The sequence below is a fragment of the Gimesia maris genome, from assembly GCF_008298035.1.
In the GTDB taxonomy this organism is placed as follows: Bacteria; Planctomycetota; Planctomycetia; order Planctomycetales; family Planctomycetaceae; genus Gimesia; species Gimesia maris.
The window spans coordinates 4161050-4178017 of the sequence record NZ_CP042910.1 but is presented as its reverse complement, the minus strand read 5'-3'; the positions used below and the strand labels follow the sequence as shown (position 1 = coordinate 4178017).

At 51.6% G+C, this 16968-nt stretch carries 22 protein-coding genes; 5 read left to right on the top strand and 17 right to left on the bottom strand.

What is annotated here, in order from left to right; all coding sequences use genetic code 11:
- Positions 1 to 396: 396 nt before the first annotated feature.
- From GmarT_RS15430 to GmarT_RS15385, 10 genes are all read right to left on the bottom strand, one after another.
- Positions 397 to 1053, bottom strand: coding sequence for a ThiF family adenylyltransferase (locus GmarT_RS15430; protein ID WP_002643601.1), 657 nt, complete (start codon positions 1051 to 1053; stop codon positions 397 to 399).
- A 46-nt stretch (positions 1054 to 1099) separates the two neighbouring features.
- The gene (locus tag GmarT_RS15425) at positions 1100 to 1609 is read right to left on the bottom strand and encodes an MPN domain-containing protein (protein WP_002643602.1); all 510 of its coding nucleotides are present in this window, start codon (positions 1607 to 1609) and stop codon (positions 1100 to 1102) included.
- A 16-nt stretch (positions 1610 to 1625) separates the two neighbouring features.
- Positions 1626 to 2708, bottom strand: a complete 1083-nt coding sequence (locus GmarT_RS15420) for an RING finger protein (RefSeq protein ID WP_002643603.1) — start codon at positions 2706 to 2708, stop codon at positions 1626 to 1628.
- A 214-nt stretch (positions 2709 to 2922) separates the two neighbouring features.
- Positions 2923 to 3246 carry a hypothetical protein gene (locus GmarT_RS15415; RefSeq protein WP_002643605.1) on the bottom strand — a complete coding sequence of 108 codons (324 nt, stop codon included), beginning with the start codon at positions 3244 to 3246 and terminating at the stop codon, positions 2923 to 2925.
- Between the two features lie 53 nt (positions 3247 to 3299).
- The gene (locus GmarT_RS15410; protein WP_002643606.1) at positions 3300 to 3581 is read right to left on the bottom strand and encodes a hypothetical protein; all 282 of its coding nucleotides are present in this window, start codon (positions 3579 to 3581) and stop codon (positions 3300 to 3302) included.
- 25 nt (positions 3582 to 3606) lie between these two features.
- The gene (locus GmarT_RS15405; protein WP_002643607.1) at positions 3607 to 3828 is read right to left on the bottom strand and encodes a hypothetical protein; all 222 of its coding nucleotides are present in this window, start codon (positions 3826 to 3828) and stop codon (positions 3607 to 3609) included.
- Positions 3829 to 3832: 4 nt separating this feature from the next.
- On the bottom strand, positions 3833 to 4054 hold the full coding sequence (locus tag GmarT_RS15400; RefSeq protein ID WP_002643608.1) for a hypothetical protein: 222 nt from the start codon (positions 4052 to 4054) through the stop codon (positions 3833 to 3835).
- Between the two features lie 93 nt (positions 4055 to 4147).
- Positions 4148 to 4393 carry a hypothetical protein gene (locus GmarT_RS15395; protein WP_149302946.1) on the bottom strand — a complete coding sequence of 82 codons (246 nt, stop codon included), beginning with the start codon at positions 4391 to 4393 and terminating at the stop codon, positions 4148 to 4150.
- 2 nt (positions 4394 to 4395) lie between these two features.
- On the bottom strand, positions 4396 to 5352 hold the full coding sequence (locus GmarT_RS15390) for a hypothetical protein (protein ID WP_002643610.1): 957 nt from the start codon (positions 5350 to 5352) through the stop codon (positions 4396 to 4398).
- A 97-nt stretch (positions 5353 to 5449) separates the two neighbouring features.
- Positions 5450 to 6202, bottom strand: a complete 753-nt coding sequence (locus GmarT_RS15385) for a hypothetical protein (protein WP_002643611.1) — start codon at positions 6200 to 6202, stop codon at positions 5450 to 5452.
- 233 nt (positions 6203 to 6435) lie between these two features.
- Here GmarT_RS15385 and GmarT_RS15380 point away from each other — a divergent pair, with 233 nt between their 5' ends.
- Positions 6436 to 6657 carry a helix-turn-helix domain-containing protein gene (locus tag GmarT_RS15380; protein ID WP_002643612.1) on the top strand — a complete coding sequence of 74 codons (222 nt, stop codon included), beginning with the start codon at positions 6436 to 6438 and terminating at the stop codon, positions 6655 to 6657.
- Here the strand turns inward: GmarT_RS15380 and GmarT_RS15375 are convergent, their stop codons facing one another.
- The 4 genes from GmarT_RS15375 to GmarT_RS15360 are packed head-to-tail and all read right to left on the bottom strand — an operon-like array spanning position 6658 to position 9084.
- Positions 6658 to 6978: a hypothetical protein gene (locus tag GmarT_RS15375; protein WP_002643613.1), complete on the bottom strand. Its 321-nt coding sequence runs from the start codon at positions 6976 to 6978 to the stop codon at positions 6658 to 6660.
- A 25-nt stretch (positions 6979 to 7003) separates the two neighbouring features.
- Complete coding sequence (locus GmarT_RS15370) at positions 7004 to 8482, bottom strand: Ycf46 family AAA ATPase (RefSeq protein ID WP_002643614.1); 1479 nt, start codon at positions 8480 to 8482, stop codon at positions 7004 to 7006.
- A 42-nt stretch (positions 8483 to 8524) separates the two neighbouring features.
- Entirely contained in the window at positions 8525 to 8719 is a 195-nt protein-coding gene (locus GmarT_RS15365; RefSeq protein WP_002643615.1) for a DUF2997 domain-containing protein, read from the bottom strand.
- Positions 8716 to 9084: a hypothetical protein gene (locus GmarT_RS15360; protein ID WP_002643616.1), complete on the bottom strand. Its 369-nt coding sequence runs from the start codon at positions 9082 to 9084 to the stop codon at positions 8716 to 8718. The genes GmarT_RS15365 and GmarT_RS15360 overlap by 4 nt, the downstream gene beginning before the upstream one ends.
- Positions 9085 to 9373: 289 nt before the next feature.
- Between GmarT_RS15360 and GmarT_RS29740 the strand changes: the two genes are divergently transcribed.
- The gene (locus GmarT_RS29740) at positions 9374 to 10654 is read left to right on the top strand and encodes a plasmid pRiA4b ORF-3 family protein (RefSeq protein ID WP_002643617.1); all 1281 of its coding nucleotides are present in this window, start codon (positions 9374 to 9376) and stop codon (positions 10652 to 10654) included.
- Between the two features lie 37 nt (positions 10655 to 10691).
- On the opposite strand, the gene GmarT_RS15350 is transcribed toward GmarT_RS29740, so the two are convergent.
- From GmarT_RS15350 to GmarT_RS15340, 3 genes are all read right to left on the bottom strand, one after another.
- Entirely contained in the window at positions 10692 to 11225 is a 534-nt protein-coding gene (locus GmarT_RS15350; protein WP_052301189.1) for an IS1182 family transposase, read from the bottom strand.
- A 583-nt stretch (positions 11226 to 11808) separates the two neighbouring features.
- Positions 11809 to 13122, bottom strand: coding sequence for a hypothetical protein (locus GmarT_RS15345; RefSeq protein ID WP_223123516.1), 1314 nt, complete (start codon positions 13120 to 13122; stop codon positions 11809 to 11811).
- A 33-nt stretch (positions 13123 to 13155) separates the two neighbouring features.
- Entirely contained in the window at positions 13156 to 14256 is a 1101-nt protein-coding gene (locus tag GmarT_RS15340) for a hypothetical protein (protein WP_002643620.1), read from the bottom strand.
- A gap of 541 nt (positions 14257 to 14797) precedes the next feature.
- Between GmarT_RS15340 and GmarT_RS15335 the strand changes: the two genes are divergently transcribed.
- The 3 genes from GmarT_RS15335 (at position 14798) to GmarT_RS15325 (ending at position 16907) form a co-directional block, all read left to right on the top strand.
- On the top strand, positions 14798 to 15433 hold the full coding sequence (locus GmarT_RS15335; protein ID WP_149302944.1) for a DsbA family oxidoreductase: 636 nt from the start codon (positions 14798 to 14800) through the stop codon (positions 15431 to 15433).
- 134 nt (positions 15434 to 15567) lie between these two features.
- Positions 15568 to 15990, top strand: a complete 423-nt coding sequence (locus GmarT_RS15330) for a DoxX family protein (RefSeq protein WP_002643623.1) — start codon at positions 15568 to 15570, stop codon at positions 15988 to 15990.
- 236 nt (positions 15991 to 16226) lie between these two features.
- On the top strand, positions 16227 to 16907 hold the full coding sequence (locus GmarT_RS15325; RefSeq protein ID WP_002643624.1) for a HEPN domain-containing protein: 681 nt from the start codon (positions 16227 to 16229) through the stop codon (positions 16905 to 16907).
- Positions 16908 to 16968 lie beyond the last annotated feature (61 nt).

The window sequence follows — 16968 nt, the reverse complement described above, 5'->3', positions numbered from 1 at the left end:
CTGTTGATCTTGAGGCGTGTCATATTCAAATTGAACTAACATTTTGAAAAGAATTACATGTCACCTAATGATTAGGGCGGATTGATACCTCTGAAAAATACTAGTCACAATATTAAAAACGAGTTTGGAACAATGATTTTCTACAGTAAAGCAGAGTTCAACTCAGCAGGGACGCAACCGAACAAGGAATAGCTGAACCGACGATGCGCTGAAACGCGTACCGTTGATGATCATGGTTCGTTTCGACATCGGAGTGATGCCTCATAAAATCCGAGCTTGCTTTCTCCGCACCACGGTTTGCGATAGATAAAAAAAAGGCTAGTGGGCTACCGAAACCGGTAGCCCATCAGACCTTCTCTTTTTTTGTGTCACACAATTCAAATCTGATATTTACAATCAATAGACCATAATTTCCCCAGACAACAGATTGAGTGTCAGATCCGCATCATCTTGAATTTGACGCAGCCAACGTGTGAACTGATGCAGCATCAATCCCGCGGCGATACTGGCCGTGTAAATCGTACTGCGAGACGTGCAGGCACCGGTTTGTGCTTCCGCCTGGGTGAACAATGATGAGTCATAGTGGTCCCGCGACTTCGAATCCACGGCAGTCAGAATTCTCAGCACCTCGCCTCGCATCCGCCCATCACACCAGAACGAACACCGATGTTGTAATGCCCGCCAGATGGCGGCCCGACTGCTGATGGAATCCACGCAGACAAACACAGCTTCTCCTGTCACCAGGCCAGGCCGAAAACGATCCGTACTTGTTTCTGTTTTCAGACTGGTATCAATGGCTTGCAGCGCACGCGCTGTAGCTTCCACTTTGAGCTTCCCAAGATCCGCCGCAAGGTATCCCTGGGTGGTGATGTTGGTCGGCTCAACAATGTCGAAGTCAATTAACTGCAGCTGCCGAACTCCCAATGCTGCCAGTTGCAACGCCACCTGACGACCAATGGCCCCCACGCCAATGACGGTGACAGACAACGATTTAAGTTTTTCCTGAGGCACCAAATCTGACTGGCGGACAAAACGATCGGATAGAAGATTCATGGGCGATCCTTTTCTATTTTGAAGTAATAAATTCAGGGGGATAGACTTAGAGGGGCATAACGGGCCACTGTTCTGCATACAAAAATTCTTCTTCCAGCCACTCAGCCAGACTCCAGAGGGGCGGCAGAGGTGCTTCCTGTACACAATCCAGGTACTCAGCTTCCCAGGCACTTTGATCGCAGGCGGGGAACTCCGGTTTGAAATCAATGCCGACAGACAGTTTCTCCGCCTTCGATCTGTCTGGGCGCTTTAATTCAGCGTAGGTGGCACCATTCCGGGCCAGAATAAACATCACCGCCCAGTCACAGTTACCAAACACGCGGGCGAAGGTTTCCACATCTACCTGACTGGGGCATGCCGAATTTCCGGGGTGCGTGTGAATCCAGATCCGGCCAAAGTTTTCGGGATGACGGCCGACATCAATCTGGTCATCAAAGAAGTCAGCTACGGCGGCATCATCGAATGCGACAGTCACGTCGGTACAAATCTGCTTGATCAGAACAATGTCTGTCACGAACCGCAGATCGTCTGGTTCAGTAATTCCAAAACCACCCACTTCGGTTGGCCCCAGGTCACGCAGGTAGATCAGTTTGGCCCACGCATACGGGCTGAACCGAAGTGTGCGGCGTTTGCGCTGCTTCGGGCGTTTCTGACGAGGACGCTGCAGCAGACGGCGCGTGAGGGGTTGATTCCTCGGGTAAGGCATTTTCATTCTCCTTCGCTTCTTCAAGACAGGATGAACAGGTTTGATCAGACAGGCAGGAACGACAAAAGCAATCACTGCAAGCGTCACATTCAGAAAGACAATCGCGACAGAACGTGTTATGGCAGGTCTCACAGGTGTCAGCACAACTGGAACAGAGGTGATCTCCGCAAGTCGTACAATTGCGACGGCAGTATTCACAGATCTGGAGTTCGCAAATGGAACAGGGGCGACTTTCTTCCTGGGACATCGAATCGTCGCAGTCAGCGCAGGATGAATTCCACCAGCGATCGAGGGGAACATACGCGGAACCCGGGTTATACGTCTGCAGAATCTGCTGCACCAGCAGAAAGAAATCTCCCAGTCGGCCCTCTGCCAGTGCCTGACTGATAGGGATTTTTCCTTCCCCTTCGCAGAGAGTGTCCCCCTGGACGTGGGGATGATGCACATCGTCCGTCCCGCTTTGAGAGAGCGAAATGATCCGATAGGGTTGGGGATCACCGAGCTCACTCCAGCGAAGCCGGATTTCAAATTCGCCCAGGTTGATCTCTCGCAGGACAACAGGCGGAGTACGAACTACGATTTCCTGTTCCGACCAGTCGATGGATGTATTATCAAATTCGTTCGACAGAGAACTGAGTTCATCGACCAGGTCCCGTAGGGAGGGGATCTCAGGCTTTCGTTTGATCGTAGTGATCTCATTGTGGCAGGCAGTTAATTCCTGGATAAGCCGAGCCATGGATTGTTGATATTGTACCAGGCAAAACGCGAAGGCAGCTGGATAGTGATACTGCTGGGCTTTTGTCAGCAGTCGTAAAAGACGCATGACCCGCGTCCACTGGTCTACCGGGGGCGAATTCACGTTGGGGAAAACAGTTGTCTGTGACTGGTACTGCTCCCGAATTTTTGTAGCGGCCCGTATCCAAGGCCGCTGCTGTTGTTGTCGGTTCATCGAAAGGGGGCTCCTTAAATAAAACGAGGCCACCTGTCACACCAGGTGGCCTCTGTAAAATCAGTTCAACTTCAGTGACGCTTACGGCTGTTGCGGCGAGTTTGAGGTGTAGGGCGGATGTCTCCACCATGGATCAGCAGAGTGGTCATGATGGCCGCACTGATCAGGAACAGCAACCAGGACTGGGCAGCTCCACCAAGTATGGCGGCGGCGATCAGAACGGCAAATAAGTAGAAGCTGTTAAGGCGTTGTCGGGCTCCCATCGGGCTCCTTTCAATCGGGGATAAGGAAAACTAAAGATTGCATTGGAAGGTCCATTTGTCGCACCCTCGATCTTGGTCGGAGTAATCGAAACACGATCACCTTCCTGCAGCACATAACCAGCGGTAGTTGGCTGGCGGTTCACGCGGATCAGGTAGTCCTGCGGACGACCGTGAGGCAGCCGCTGCTGAAACAAAGTTTTTACCGAGGTACCGGCCTCGATCTGAATCTGATCGGCGAATCCGGAACCGTCATTGTTGATGAATAAAATCTGCATACAGAACTCCTTGTGTAAAATGAAATGGGAATCTCGTTGCTGCGAGTAGCGTTTCAGTAATCTTCGGGCAGCAATACATTGGTCACCGAGCGGTCGGCGACCGTGATGATCCAGAACTTGATGCCGTCAGCCGTGTGGTAGACTGAAAGCAGTCGGTCCCCTGTCTGCAGGGCCGCGTTATTGGCGTCCGCATCAGCGGGACAGCAGTCGCCCCAGTCACCTGTTCGGTGCCGGCTCAGGGCACGCTGGATTTCGTGCTGGGGCAATTGCGACAGGGCATTTTGTGTGGCGAGTACCAAACCCAGTGAAACCACCGGGCGATTCTGTTGAATCATCGTCGCTCCTTGGAAATAGATAGGTTTACCTGGATTGCCCCTGCTGCCAGTGGTCGTCAGTGGCCTGCGCACTCAACGTCTGACTGCAGAAATGCCACATGTCCCAGATGAGACCGGCCGCTGCCACTAACAGGGGCCATCCCAGAAAGCAGCCGGTAAGCAGACAGACCGTCAATCCAAGGCTGGTATAGCGAAGACAGAGTCTGATCAGTTCCGACGATTGAGGATCATGCTGCTGATTTGCCACTGTCTTATACCAGCCCCGGCAACCGACCGAAGGGCTGGTGAAACAGGGGGACGTTTCGTTCCAGTTCCCGCGCATCCCAGTCCACGATCTGGGGGCGACGGTTGTCCGGTTCCGGATCAAAGTTCACTTCCAGGGGATCAGCCAGGCTGAAACCCCGCTGTTGTATGGCGCGCAGATCTTCGCCGGTCGCATTTGCCACCGCGCGGTTCAAGTCTCGTGGGGTCATCGTTTGCTCCTTGTTAAAAAACAGAACGACCACCCGCACAGGATGGTCGTGAGAAAAACACAACCACCCCGCACCATGCGAGGTAGAGTTACTTCACCGGCCGGTCAACAGCCAGTGTTGGTTCAGCCAGTCCTGTTCTGCGGTCAGTGCGGCAGAACGCTGGGGAAACGGTCCCAGCAAGGGGCCGGCTACGGGTGAGAGATCGGCCGTCCATAAACCATCGCGCGTGGGTTCCACATGTGAGCCCCGGCTGATCTCAGGTGTCCCCAGTGGCAGCAGTTCGATAGTCTCATCATAGATACAGCGGATCATTCCGCTCTGTGTGACAATCAGGTCCATGTTTACTCCTGTGGGGAGCGGCGGAGTATATTTCTCCGCGGTCGATCAATGAGCAGTCCGTCCAGGGAGGACTGCACGCCTGCCAGCTGGCTGGCTACCTGTTGCCGCAGAGTCGAGTTGTCCCGCAGTTGCTGGGGTTTGATACCAGCGACGATTTGCTGGGCACGATCCACGAGCGCATCCAGCTGCTCGTTGGAGCGGACATTCAGAGTCCGGAACCGCTCAAAGAACTCGGTCAGATTGGTAATCGCCGTATCCCTGAAGACTTTGGGGCGGCCATCTGACTGGCCACTCAAACGCTCACTGGCATGTTCGACCAGTTTGGAGATCTCTTCCAGAAAGGCCTGTTCGGCCAGTTGCACTGCCACATCGAACCGCTGCTGCATCCGCTGGCATTCCAGTTCGTAGAGTGCAGGACTGAGTTGCTGCAGGTAAGGGGGCGGTTCTACAGAAGGAAAATCGTGTTCAATGGCAAACATGCCGATCAGAGACGGAGGATAGTCAGCCGAATTGAACAGGTCTCCCAGTCGTTTCCGGGCTGCGGACCGGAGTTCATCAAAGTGGCGATCCAGATCAGCCACCGCTTCGTCCAGTTCGTCCCGGAAATCTGCCATACGTTGATCAAAGTCCTGAATCTCAGACTGTCTGATCAGGCGGATGCCCGGCTCCGGATAGGGGAGCGAGACCCCTTTCCAGTAGGCAACAGCGCGTCCCCGCACCGCCGTGACGACTTTGAACGCGGGGTGCGAGGTATCCAGCAGTTTTTTACCGGCGGACAGAAATTTGCCCTCGGCACCAAACGAATCGGCGGCCTGGTCCTTCTGAGACGCTGTCAGGGATTTGCGGCCCCCCAGCCAGGTAAAACTGAGCCGGGCGGCCGCCATCGTGGTTCGGAGCCGCGTTGCAGCGGCGCTGACTGAAGGTGCGGTCTGTGGTTCTTCAAGAATGGAATGGCTCATAAGGTTCCTTTGTGAATGTAGTGGGAATGAAAAAACGTCGCCAGGATAACAGGAACCAGACGACGTTTCTTTTAAATACCAGTTGTGTTTGAGGCGATCAGGGGGAGCGATCCAGGTCCGGTAAATTAAATCCGGTACCCGGATAACGTTCACGCATGACCGCCTGCATGATTTCTATTTCATGGAATTGTTCTGACTGTCTCTCATTTAATTCATTGTAGAGGTTCAAGAATTGAAGTTGATCCTCGTTCAATTTTGAAAGATCAAGGTTCGCCATCGCAGCTGCACTCTCTTCGAGTTCCTGGCTGGTTGGTGCTGTTTTATTCATCACCGTTTTTCCAGAGATCTTTGTCATCAGGTCTTCTAAGAAAGCAAGGCATTGCTTGTCTAACTCAAGTTGCTGTTTGACCATCTTTACCAGTTCCGAATCTGGTGGCCTGGATGATGCTGTTCCCACGGCCATCGAGTTCGATGTCAGGGAAGTTTGTTCCACGGCCTGCTTATAGCCACGCAGAAACTTCAGAAAGTATTCATTAAAAGGTTCATCACTCTCATGCTTGCGGAAGCGATAAGTGTGAAGTGGAACCACGTTTGAATTCCAGTAAGCCTCGCTGCTTTTTGCGACTTCCTGTTTTACTTGTTTTGCAACATCCAGTTTTGGCGCTGAATTAAAACCTGGTCTTGGTGGATACCAATTTGAATTGATTGGTTTTCTATTTTCCTGTAAGGAGTCTGACCAAAGTTTAGGGACACCGAAAATGAGCATTAACAATGCTAAATTGCGCCAGAAGTTTCCGGAATTTGATTCCTCAGGCTTCTCTTCTTTTTTTTCAGGATCAATTTGGTTCATGAATATATCTCCATTTGGTTAGACTGATTGGGTTCGGTCCGATTATGAACTCCAAAATATAGTTCAAATTGCAGCTCCTGAACCGTGATCATGGTTCAAGCATTGGTTTCGCTATCCTGGTGGAGAACTCAGTATTTGAAGTCTCAGATCTGTAAGTTGTCATGTGTATGCCATCAACGTGTGGTACTTATAGTCCGTGGTAATATTGTCGCTGTCAAGTGTTAAATGCCCTCATGGCAAAACGAGCAGACATTTTGAAGCGATTTGGAGAGCGGGTCCGGGAACTGCGAAAGAAACAGGGCTATTCCCAGGAGAATTTTGCCTATGCCTGTGAGCTGGACCGGACCTATATGGGTGGCATTGAACGCGGCCAAAGAAATGTCGCCCTGCGGAATATCGAACGCATTGCCGATACGCTGGGGATCAGTGTGGCGGAACTGATGGATGGCGTCTGATTAAGCCTGTTCTGTAGTATCAGGCAGTAATAGAGTACCCACCTGAGCGGTAGCCACGGTTTTGGCCTGATCAGCAGCTTGCGGTGTTGAAAACAGTTCTGTCGTCAGGAGTTCTGTTCCCGAAGCATTGGTCACTGCGTATTTCAAACGGGCTGAGCTTAACTGTTTCCTGAGCCGCTGAATCTCATCCGGCATCCAGACCTGATCCGCTGCCGGAACACCCGCGTAGAGTTTCAGCATTTGTGTGTTCTCTGGATCCATCTCCTCAGCCCAGAACTGGAGCGCCGCATTGATAAGCAAAATATCCTGTCGTGTGAGCATGGGGCTCCTTTCTCTGACGAGTGCGTCAGTTGATCGATGCCAGGTGTTTGAGGCTTCGACGGGATTTTGGTCTGGGATTTTCCCAGTGAAATATACCAGGCCGATCGGCATCCAGGCAGCGACCATTGGCCCACTGTCGTAAACGTGTTACCGACTCAGCAGCAGTTACGGCGACTGGAACCACATTTTGTCGTGCATCGAGCAGAGAGACATCCAGCAATCCCGCCAGTCGGCAGCAACTGCGGATCTCGGCCCCTGTCCAGTCGGTATCTTCGGGACGTGCCTGATCCGGGTTGAGACCGAACAGCCCAATGTACTGAGACCAGATCTGATTCTTCTGCTCCTGGCCTGGCAGGTCCAGGAAGAAGATACCATCAAAGCGTTCGCTACGACTGAATTCAGGTGGTAATTTCGTAACATCGTTGCTGGTCGCTACAACGAACACATCTGACGTATGATCATTGAGCCATGAGAGGAAAGAACCAAACATGCGGGCCGAGACACCGCTGTCGCTCTGGCCAGAAGATCCCACACCGGCGAACGCTTTTTCGATTTCGTCGATCATTAATACACAGGGAGCCATGGCGTCCACGATCTGCAGCGCCTGCCGTGTGCGTTTCTCGGATTCGCCGACGAGGGAACCCATCAGAGCACCGACATCCAGAATCAGGACCGGGCGACCGACTTCATTTCCCAGGGTTTTACAGAACTGGGATTTTCCACAGCCGGGAGGGGAGAGTAACAGGATTCCCCGCGATTGCAGGCCACGAGCATGGGGCTGCAGGATTCGTGTCGTAAACTCTTTGAGAGAGGTCAGTCCTCCCAGGCTGTCGAAAGACTCTGCACCACGGTGTAGTGTCAGCAGACCTGATTTTTTGAGGGTCTGGGTTTTCAGTTCCCAGATCGCGGTGGGAGTGATCTTTCCCTGCCGTACCAGTGACAGCGAAAACGCCCCCTCTGCTTCAAAGCGGCTCAATCCGCTGGCTGCATCCAGGATGGTTTCCAGTTCAGCCCCTTCTGGCAGTTCCCCTGGTTCCGTGGCAATATCTTGCGCGATCTCAGTCAGCTGACGTCGATCCGGGAGTTCGTGTTCCAGGACGACAAACAGTTTTTCGAGTTCGGCGGGGATGGCAACCAGGGGGGAGAGTACCACGATAAAGGTCCGGTTCTGTTTTCCGGAGAGGATCTGCTGCGCCAGGGCCTGCATGATTTCGGTGGACTGGATGAAACGATGAAAATTCTGGAGTACCAGGATCGCCGTTCCTTCCGGCGTCGCCAGTCCGTTGACGGCTTTGATGGCGGCCAGGGGATCCGTGTTCCCGGCCTCGGTGGTTTCTTCCGCGAGTTGCAAGCCCTGGTTTATATCCCAGCTGACCAGACGCCAGTCTTCCTGGCGGCAGAGTAGAGCCAGGTCAGCCAGTGCTTCCTGGTGTTCGTGGCTTTCGATCCAGATGCCGGTAAAGCAGGCCCGGACGTATTCTGAAAAAGTACTGGTGAGTGTCATAATTTGTCTCCTGTAAAAGAGGATCGGTAGATAGGAACCAACTCAAAGGCCTTCCTGTACGTGCTCTTCTTCTGAAGCACTCAGGTAGAATTCCGGTTTGAGTATTTCTGAAGTAGTCTGGCCCAGGGCCTGTTCCAGGAATCGACTGGCGATACGACAGTCACTGCCGGTAAAGCCTTTGGTTTCGACGCGGGTCTGTCCGTCAGCGGTGATGATGATTTCGATCGTCTGATTCATAGGGCTGCTCCTGCCTGGATGGTGAGTTTGATGGAACCGTCTTCCAGTGGCTGTTCTAGTACAGAGTGGCCCTGTTTTCTCGCGACCAGCTTGGTTTTTTCGACGGCGTAACTCTGCAGGAAGCGATCCAGTTCTTGTCGCGCTCCCCAGCGGCCTTCGAAGTTATCGAAGGCCAACCTAGCAGTGTTGACATCGCAGACGACGGGGTACCTCCAGTCAGGCAGTTGCACGGCCCAGCCGGTGGCTTTGCTGCTGAAAAGTTGGTTTTCTCCAAAGACAGGTGCTGGCAATTCAAGCCGCTCACAGGCGGCGCGGATCGCGACGGGATCACGGATTTCGGTTTGAATCTGCACGATGTGTGACATGCTGGTGGTCTCCTCTAGTAAGGGAAATATAAGGGGAAGAATCAGTTCGGGACCTGAAACGAAAACAGCCCGCTGAAGATCGGTTGTAATGGGTCTTCAGCGGGCTGAATTGACTGAAAGTGGGAGTCGCTGAGAGATATGCCAGAGGACTCACCTCATATGCCGCATTTTGGGGCTGAATTTAGCATTTATAGAACGAAAACAAAACAGGTAGCAACCTCTCGGGGAATCTGGCGGCAACTACTTGAAATTGATAGAATCGAACTTCGATAACCACAAGGAATCTATTATGCTCACCCAAAAACAGATTCAACCCGGCGAGAAAATCCCACTCAAACTGACCGCTGCCGAGCGGAAGTTGATCCTCGACGACCTGCTGTGCCTCGACCAGGATTACGAGCAGATCATTCGGGAAACACCAACCGGCAAACCGGTGATGATGACTCTCGACGACCTGTGCGACTTCGGCAGCTACTTTGCTGCCGAGTTCAACAACTGCAAAGACAGGAAGCAGCAAAAGAAACTCGACATTATATTCAAGAAGATTCAGCACTTACTCGACACGTATATTGATGAAGAGCCTCCACCGATTTTGAAAATAGAGGATGCACACAAGATAAGGATGATTTCCGATCAGGCAGTGCAGATCGCTAATTTTGCAGGGGCGACACTTGTGGCTGCCGAACAACTTCGCATCAAAACAAAGCCGCTCGAAAACTTCTGTCTGGAAACGGGGCAGCGAGATGTTCTGCTGCTGATTCCCGGCCTGTCGAAACGCATCAAGAACAAGCTGATGAAGGAGAAGCCTCTCACTGTAGCGGAAGTAGCCAGTATGATGCTGTCCCTGGCGGAGGACCTTGTGGATGGTGAGACGCAGAAACAGATGGCATTGCTACTGGTTGCCAGCCACCTGATGGATCAGATTAAAGAGGGAATCATGGCGAGGGCTGGACAGTTGGTGGATATAGAGTTGCAGCCCAGGCTGAAGGCGAACCCTGATCTTCTCTATCAGTTCAAGATTACGTTGCTCGGATTCGAACCAGCGATCTGGAGGCGGATTCAGGTTCAGGATTGCACACTCGATCAACTGCACGAGCACATCCAGACCGCAATGGGCTGGACCAACTCGCACCTGCATCAGTTCGAGATCAAAGGGGAACGGTACGGTGATCCTGATCTCCTGGACGATGGTTTCGGAAATTTTCATTGCTTCGACTCGACGGCTACGATTCTCAGTCAAATTCTTCCTAAGACAAAGAAGCGTTTTTCCTTCAAATACGAATACGACTTTGGAGATGGCTGGGAACATGAAGTCTTATTCGAAGGCCGTCTTCCCCTGGAGAAGAGCAGGAAGTCCCCACTCTGTCTGGAAGGCGAACAAGCCTGCCCTCCTGAAGACATTGGCGGGGTCTGGGGCTATGCGGATTATCTGGAAGCACTGGCCGACCCGAAGCACGAACAACATGAAGAGTTCATGGAATGGGGCGGTTCATTTGAGCCAGACAAGTTCGATCCCAAACGAGCAACCAGGGATATGAAGAAGGGGCTACCAGACTGGAGAATGATGTGATGAGCCTGAAGGTAACATGTTGCTCTGGCGCGGCTTATCACGACTCACTGATAAGTGCTTCAGCCTCCTGGAGTGCTTGTTGGGGCTCATTGTGGACCAGGGAATCAAGGGCTGCATCCGCCGCGATCAATGTGGCGTCGGTCATTACGCTACAGGACTCTCTCACCAAGCCGTATTGCTGGCAAAGTTTCACAATCTCATGAAAGACCTGCTCGTAAATCTCTTCTCCATACCGGTCTCGGATTCGACTGAACGACGAATGGTCCGGCACATCATCTTCCAGAGAGAGTCGACAAAACCAGCGATAGGCGAGATTGAAGTGGACTTCCTCACACAGACGTCTGTCCGAATCAATGCCGTAGAGATACGCCACCAGTACCATTCGAAAGTAGACGACCGGATCAATGGAAGGGCGACCTCGTCCCTCTGCATAGCAAGATGTGGTCAGTTTGCGGATGAATGCCGGTTCGATAAAGCTGTTAACCTGCCGGAGCAAGTGGTCTTCTGGGATGAACGATTCCAGATCAATGACCGTCCTGGTTCGGGGCTCAAAGACATGCAATCCTTGCATCAGCGTCTCCATGATCGAAAACAGGGAGATTGGACAACAAAGCAAGCCTGCTCATACCGCCAAACCGCTCCGCAGATCAAGATCAATCACCCGTTGAACCGTTTATTTCAAAAAGACTTTTTCAACACGCCCGTTCGTTATGAAATACTGTCCTGCATATGACGAGTTTCGCAGATAAAAATGAGCTTTCGGACTGGCATGGATCAGTTTCATGTCAGATCTAAGTAGCGCGAAACCGTTTAACGGTGGTATTAAGGCAAGTACCGGAATACGTATGAGTTGATCGGATTGCAAAAGCGACCGAGATGGGAGAACCAGAAGTTTTTCAAATGCCGGAAAGTTTTGTAAATATGAGTGGCTGAGTTTTTAACCTACGAGCCTGTTGCCCGATACGGCGAGTCGCTTTTCTCGTTCTATTCTGGACTGGATTCGGCGACCACGCGCTTCTCGGATTCCTTTAGCTGTTGTTCAATATTCGACGAAAAAGATACTGGCGGCAACGGTGGTCAAGTACGGCATCACGTTGCGTGTCAACAGAGGCCCGGTTCTGTGTCAGGTCATGCATCGCTGAGTCATTTTGACGTTATTTGCGAACGTGATTAGGCGAATTCAGGTACTCTTCGAGGTTGGTGTAGCCGTTGTCGTCTTTGTCGTGCGACTGGTCGCGCGGATCAGCGGGATTCAGACCATGGTCGCGTTCCCAGTCGTCCGGTAGCCCGTCCTGATCTGTATCAACCGGAGGCATTGTTGATTTGAACTTCGGCCAACCACCGACCTCGCGCTGCGAGTTGACCAGTTCACCCGTTCCGTTACGAATTTGACCGATGACACGAGTGTCGACAGAGTCCCGTTTTGGAAGCGTGGCTCCACAGTGGGCGAGAACCCGTTTGAACGCTTCCTCTGCAGAATCAGTCTGTACCTTCGCGACCGGGAACGGATTGGTCATACGACTGTCGGTCTTCTTGCCGGAGATCAGACGCCAGTTGTCGCGCGTAGCACTTGCATTACCATCAAGGACGTTGCCGCTGACAAACAACTTCGTCGTCGGTCCTCCCACTTGAAACGCGGAAGACCCTGTGCGTTTAATGTAGTTTCCCACATAATTCATTCGCACGGGGTCGGCAGCTGAATAGCCCTTCGTGTTGTAAATCACGTTGTTTCGGAAGTCGAGTACAATACTGCCATCGCCATATGTACCGGGCCGCGGACTTCGCGACTTGTGATGTGCGTAGATATTGTGATGAAAACTCAGATTTCCGTTGCAGCGCAGTAACGATCCATATCCATGCTCGCCTTTGGGGTGAACGCTATTGTTAAGAGATTCACTGATGATGCACCATTGAACGGTGATGTCAGTGATTCCTTCACCCGACACAGAACAGCATTCATCGATCGACCAACTGGCCGAACAGTGATCGAAGATCACATCGTGGCTCGGCGCACTAATACTGATCGCGTCGGGAGTGAAGTCTTTCTTCCGCTTTGCGAACTCCTTGGCTGGTTCGTCACCGGGACGAATTCGCAGATATCGCACGATGACATCATGAGTTTGAATCACAAGACCAAAATTCTTCAGACAGATTCCATCTCCGGGCGCGCTTTGACCAGCCACAGTCACGAATGGCTCGCTGATTTTAAGCTTTGATTTTAACTCGATCAAACCTGAAACCCGAAACAGAATCGTGCGAGGTCCCTTCGATTCGATCGCCGAACGAAGACTTCCTTTACCGGAATCATTGAGGTTCGTAACAAATAGTACGTTTCCGCCACGTCCCCCTTTGGATCGATTCCCGAATCCTTCGGCTTCAGGAAACGCGGAGATTTCAGCGTCTGCGGCGAGAAGTAAACCAGCCGAATACACGAACATGATCGTTATGATCTTAAAACCGGTCTTCATTCAGTCAATCTCCAAAATCCATCTCAGTACAAACTACTTAACAGTCTCAGTTTTTGGTTCTGGTATTTCAGGCAACAATTTAACCATCTGAGCGCCGCGAACGTATGACACAAAATGTTGTCCCCAATGGGGAACACGGGAGTCAAATGGTGCGGGGTAGAAAATGGCGATCTTCGCTTTGTTCCACGGAGCAAAGCGTTCGCTACGCTCTGGCACGCCGTACCACGGATGATTCATCTCGACACCAAGTTGCCATGAATAAATCAGATCGTAGTTCCAATCCAGCACAAATTCGTGAAACTTGTCCGTTTGTCGGCGGTATCCAGACGCTAGTGCAATCCACGGTGTGACTTCGTTACAACCATGCTTCTCTGCATTTTGAACGGTCCTGCGGAAAATTTCACGCGTGTATCCGATCTCAGGCACCTGATACAGTGGACAACCGAAACTCTCTCCCTTCTCGTCGAGAGCAAAGTAAGATGCAGTACTCCATCCGGTAGGCGAGGCGCCCGGGTGAATGGCGCCACGGGCGTACCATTCGATCTGGACTTTGGGAAAAATCCTTTGGACTATATCGTAAGCAGCGTTGTACTTTTCTGTCATCGCTTTATTCCATTCAGCATTGTCGGAACGTGTGTGAAAGTGTTCTGAGTCGAACAGGGCCGCCGTCAGCTTAATGTCAGTCTCATACTTTTGATTCGCAGCCGTCAGCGCATCCCGCATCGATTCCATCTTCTTTAGCAGGTTCTCAAGTTCCGCTCGATGAGTCGGACCAGTATCAGTCGGTGGCAGATCTTTCCCGAAATGGCGATGCCAGACTGAGTAATTGACCGCGATCGATGCCGGGATCTTAGGTTTGTCAGCATTGACTTGTTTGCAGATTTTCACCGCCCGGTCGACCTGCTCGCTGGTCCCCCACTCGCCGCTCAAAGAGATCGCGTGTGATATCCGAGCGTATTCGAATAGTAACTCATCGGAGAAGTTCTTAAGCGCCAAGGGAAATGAGTAATGGACCTTCGGTAAAGGTTTCAGTTCTTTTAACCACGTCAGAATTTGTTCGTCAGACGGCTGCGCATTTTTGCCGACTGCTAAGGCTGGCGTTGCAAGTAATAAAATGAAAACGACACTGCGCATAACTGTTACTCCAGGTTGATTTTAACTTCGGGTTAATCGAATGTCAGACCGCATTCCCCGAATTGCCTTCAATGACCTCGTATAATACCTTGAATGCAGTCATTATACTATTTTATGAAGGCTGATATTTGTCACCGCCCAAACTACACGAAGTTGGTCTGAAAAACGTTCATTTTCGTATTCTGTATCATAGACCGCAGTCTGAAAGAGAGGTTTTGAACGCTGCAAGAAGATGGTGTTTGCTGAAAATGAGACCAGCCATCAATCGATCAATTCAATTGATGGCTGGTCAATCATTTCGTCACCTGGGTGCCTGCTCCTGGTGACATTCGTCGGGGGGCTGATGCCTACTGTGGTTATAATATCAGGATTGATGTCCCCGTCAACTTTTTATCATGACCAGCTAAGATAATAGGTTAAATACCAGTGTCCATTTCAGTGATAGATACTTTGCGATATCATAGCGGGATGCTTTTTGCGGATCATCTGAATTCACCCCGGGAAATCGAGTTCGTCTACTCCAGTAACAGTGAGAGATCAAATGAAATTGTCAGTGGATGTGATTTCAGATGTCATCTGCCCCTGGTGCTATATTGGAAAACGCCGACTTGAAAAGGCAATCAGGGATCTGGATGACCAACATGAAATTCAGGTGCGCTGGCATCCCTTTCAACTCAATCCATTGATGCCAAAAGCCGGGATCAGTCGCAAAGAGTATCGTACGAGAAAGTTTGGAAGCTGGGAGCGCTCAAAAGCACTGGATGCCAGGGTGGTCGCCGTGGGTGCAGCGGAAGGAATTCATTTCCATTTTGACGCGATTGATAAAACACCCAATACGGTTGACGCGCACCGACTCATTGGGTTGGCCGAGCAGCATGGTTGCCAGGATCAAGTTGTTGAATCCCTGTTTCAGGCCTATTTTGTCGAGGGTCAGGATATAGCCAACCACCAGACGCTCATACAAGTCGTGTCTGAAGCAGGCCTGAATCCACAGACTGCAGAGGCCCTGCTGTTGTCTGATGACGGCATGGATGCGATGGACCAGGGCAAAATTCTGTCTCAGCAACACCAGATTGACAGTGTTCCCTGTTTTATCATTGACCGGAAAATAACCATCTCAGGGGCAGAGCACCCTGAGGTATTCCTGGCTGCATTCACGCAGATCGCTGCTACTTAGCCCTGGAAGCATTCCCATCCTGTCTTTTAGACTGTGTCCAGTTTAACTGTAGCGTCTCCAGGTTCATTCGGACCGAGTATAATAGATCGAGAGACGCTATGGTTAATTGCGATACGCTTTAGAAAGATCTGGTCATGCCTCCGTTAAAACTGATATCGAAGTATCTGCTCGCAATGTTCATGATCGGAGCGGGCACAATGCACCTGGTCAATCCTGGTTTCTTTCTGAAGATCATGCCGCCATACTTTCCTCTGCATGATGAACTGGTATTTGTGAGCGGTGTCTTTGAGATTCTGCTGGGGGGACTGTTGCTGATTCCCCGGTTTTCTCATCCGGCGGCATGGGGGATCATGATTTTGTTGATTGCGGTGTTCCCCGCAAATATTTATCTCTATCAGCATCAGGAGATCCTGCCGGCCCCTCCGATCATTCACCTGCTGCGGCTCCCATTGCAGGGAGTATTCATTCTCTGGGCATACTGGCATACGCGAACTGCAAGCGGGAACGGTCAGGTACATGGACTTGAAGTTGATGCCTCACGAGAAAAGCTTGATTGATTTCAGTGTACGGCATGGGTACTGTAGTGTAGGGTTTTTTAAGGGCAGGCGTCATGATGAGATTATGCCTGCCAGTGTTTTCACTCGCTGAGCTGTATTCAGGAAGAAACTGTTCAGGGAGAGTCAGATTGCCGCTCTCAGAGAGTCTGCGGCGGATCAGCGGCACACAGAGCCCAGACAAGAATCAGGGAGGGATGCATGTCACGTTGAACGTTGAGACAAAGGTGAGCCCTACCATGACCAAACTGACTGTGAGAGATCTGCGCCGGCGGTGGAAACCCCATAAAACACGTTTACAGGATCACCAGCCGGATCATCCCACGAATATCCGCTTTCATCGCTGTTGCAGCTGGCTGGACCAGTCCCAGTCGCTGATGGAGGCGACGCAACTGGATCAGGCTCTGATCAATCAGTGGATTGCCTTTAACGCTCTCTATGGTCAATGGGATCCCGACCGAAACGACCCCCGTGGTGATCGGGAGTGCTGGAAACGCTTTTGTGAAGTCGTTCTGAATCTCGATCAGTCAGAAGTGATCAGTGCGACCCTGCAGGAGCATAAGCAGCTGGTGATGACTCTGCTGGAGGATGAGTACCTGAGCAATTTCTATTGGAAAGAACCTTCCCTGAAACGAGCCCGGCAGTCCAAAAAGTCGATGTTTGATGCGCGGACCTGGTATCTGGAACAGCGCTGGGTCATGATCCTGGAACGCTGCCTGGAGCGCGTTTACCTGTTGCGCTGCCAACTGGTGCATGGAGCTGCCACTTACGGCGGGAAGTTGAACCGAACCTCCCTGAAACGCTGTGTCATGCTGCTGGACTGCCTGCTGCCGGCCATGCTGCATGTTTTTGCCGATCATGGAGCGGACCGGGACTGGGGACTGTTGTGTTACCCTCCGCTCAAACCGGCCAGATCCTGATCAGAGATGTGGAATTCCCTCTTGTGCTGTCAGTCCGTTAATTATGACGCCCGATTCCCGG

Excerpts from the sequence above, each read along its gene's own strand:
- GmarT_RS15340 (WP_002643620.1), bottom strand. The coding sequence starts at position 14,256 with ATGCGCAGTGTCGTTTTCATTTTATTACTTGCAACGCCAGCCTTAGCA.
- GmarT_RS15415 (WP_002643605.1), bottom strand. The coding sequence starts at position 3,246 with ATGCAGATTTTATTCATCAACAATGACGGTTCCGGATTCGCCGATCAG.
- GmarT_RS15325 (WP_002643624.1), top strand. The coding sequence starts at position 16,227 with ATGACCAAACTGACTGTGAGAGATCTGCGCCGGCGGTGGAAACCCCAT.
- GmarT_RS15360 (WP_002643616.1), bottom strand. The coding sequence starts at position 9,084 with ATGTCACACATCGTGCAGATTCAAACCGAAATCCGTGATCCCGTCGCG.
- GmarT_RS15335 (WP_149302944.1), top strand. The coding sequence starts at position 14,798 with ATGAAATTGTCAGTGGATGTGATTTCAGATGTCATCTGCCCCTGGTGC.
- GmarT_RS29740 (WP_002643617.1), top strand. The coding sequence starts at position 9,374 with ATGCTCACCCAAAAACAGATTCAACCCGGCGAGAAAATCCCACTCAAA.
- GmarT_RS15350 (WP_052301189.1), bottom strand. The coding sequence starts at position 11,225 with ATGCAAGGATTGCATGTCTTTGAGCCCCGAACCAGGACGGTCATTGAT.
- GmarT_RS15410 (WP_002643606.1), bottom strand. The coding sequence starts at position 3,581 with ATGATTCAACAGAATCGCCCGGTGGTTTCACTGGGTTTGGTACTCGCC.
- GmarT_RS15345 (WP_223123516.1), bottom strand. The coding sequence starts at position 13,122 with ATGAAGACCGGTTTTAAGATCATAACGATCATGTTCGTGTATTCGGCT.
- GmarT_RS15370 (WP_002643614.1), bottom strand. The coding sequence starts at position 8,482 with ATGACACTCACCAGTACTTTTTCAGAATACGTCCGGGCCTGCTTTACC.
- GmarT_RS15385 (WP_002643611.1), bottom strand. The coding sequence starts at position 6,202 with ATGAACCAAATTGATCCTGAAAAAAAAGAAGAGAAGCCTGAGGAATCA.
- GmarT_RS15395 (WP_149302946.1), bottom strand. The coding sequence starts at position 4,393 with ATGGACCTGATTGTCACACAGAGCGGAATGATCCGCTGTATCTATGAT.
- GmarT_RS15390 (WP_002643610.1), bottom strand. The coding sequence starts at position 5,352 with ATGAGCCATTCCATTCTTGAAGAACCACAGACCGCACCTTCAGTCAGC.
- GmarT_RS15400 (WP_002643608.1), bottom strand. The coding sequence starts at position 4,054 with ATGACCCCACGAGACTTGAACCGCGCGGTGGCAAATGCGACCGGCGAA.
- GmarT_RS15330 (WP_002643623.1), top strand. The coding sequence starts at position 15,568 with ATGCCTCCGTTAAAACTGATATCGAAGTATCTGCTCGCAATGTTCATG.
- GmarT_RS15420 (WP_002643603.1), bottom strand. The coding sequence starts at position 2,708 with ATGAACCGACAACAACAGCAGCGGCCTTGGATACGGGCCGCTACAAAA.
- GmarT_RS15375 (WP_002643613.1), bottom strand. The coding sequence starts at position 6,978 with ATGCTCACACGACAGGATATTTTGCTTATCAATGCGGCGCTCCAGTTC.
- GmarT_RS15380 (WP_002643612.1), top strand. The coding sequence starts at position 6,436 with ATGGCAAAACGAGCAGACATTTTGAAGCGATTTGGAGAGCGGGTCCGG.
- GmarT_RS15430 (WP_002643601.1), bottom strand. The coding sequence starts at position 1,053 with ATGAATCTTCTATCCGATCGTTTTGTCCGCCAGTCAGATTTGGTGCCT.
- GmarT_RS15365 (WP_002643615.1), bottom strand. The coding sequence starts at position 8,719 with ATGAATCAGACGATCGAAATCATCATCACCGCTGACGGACAGACCCGC.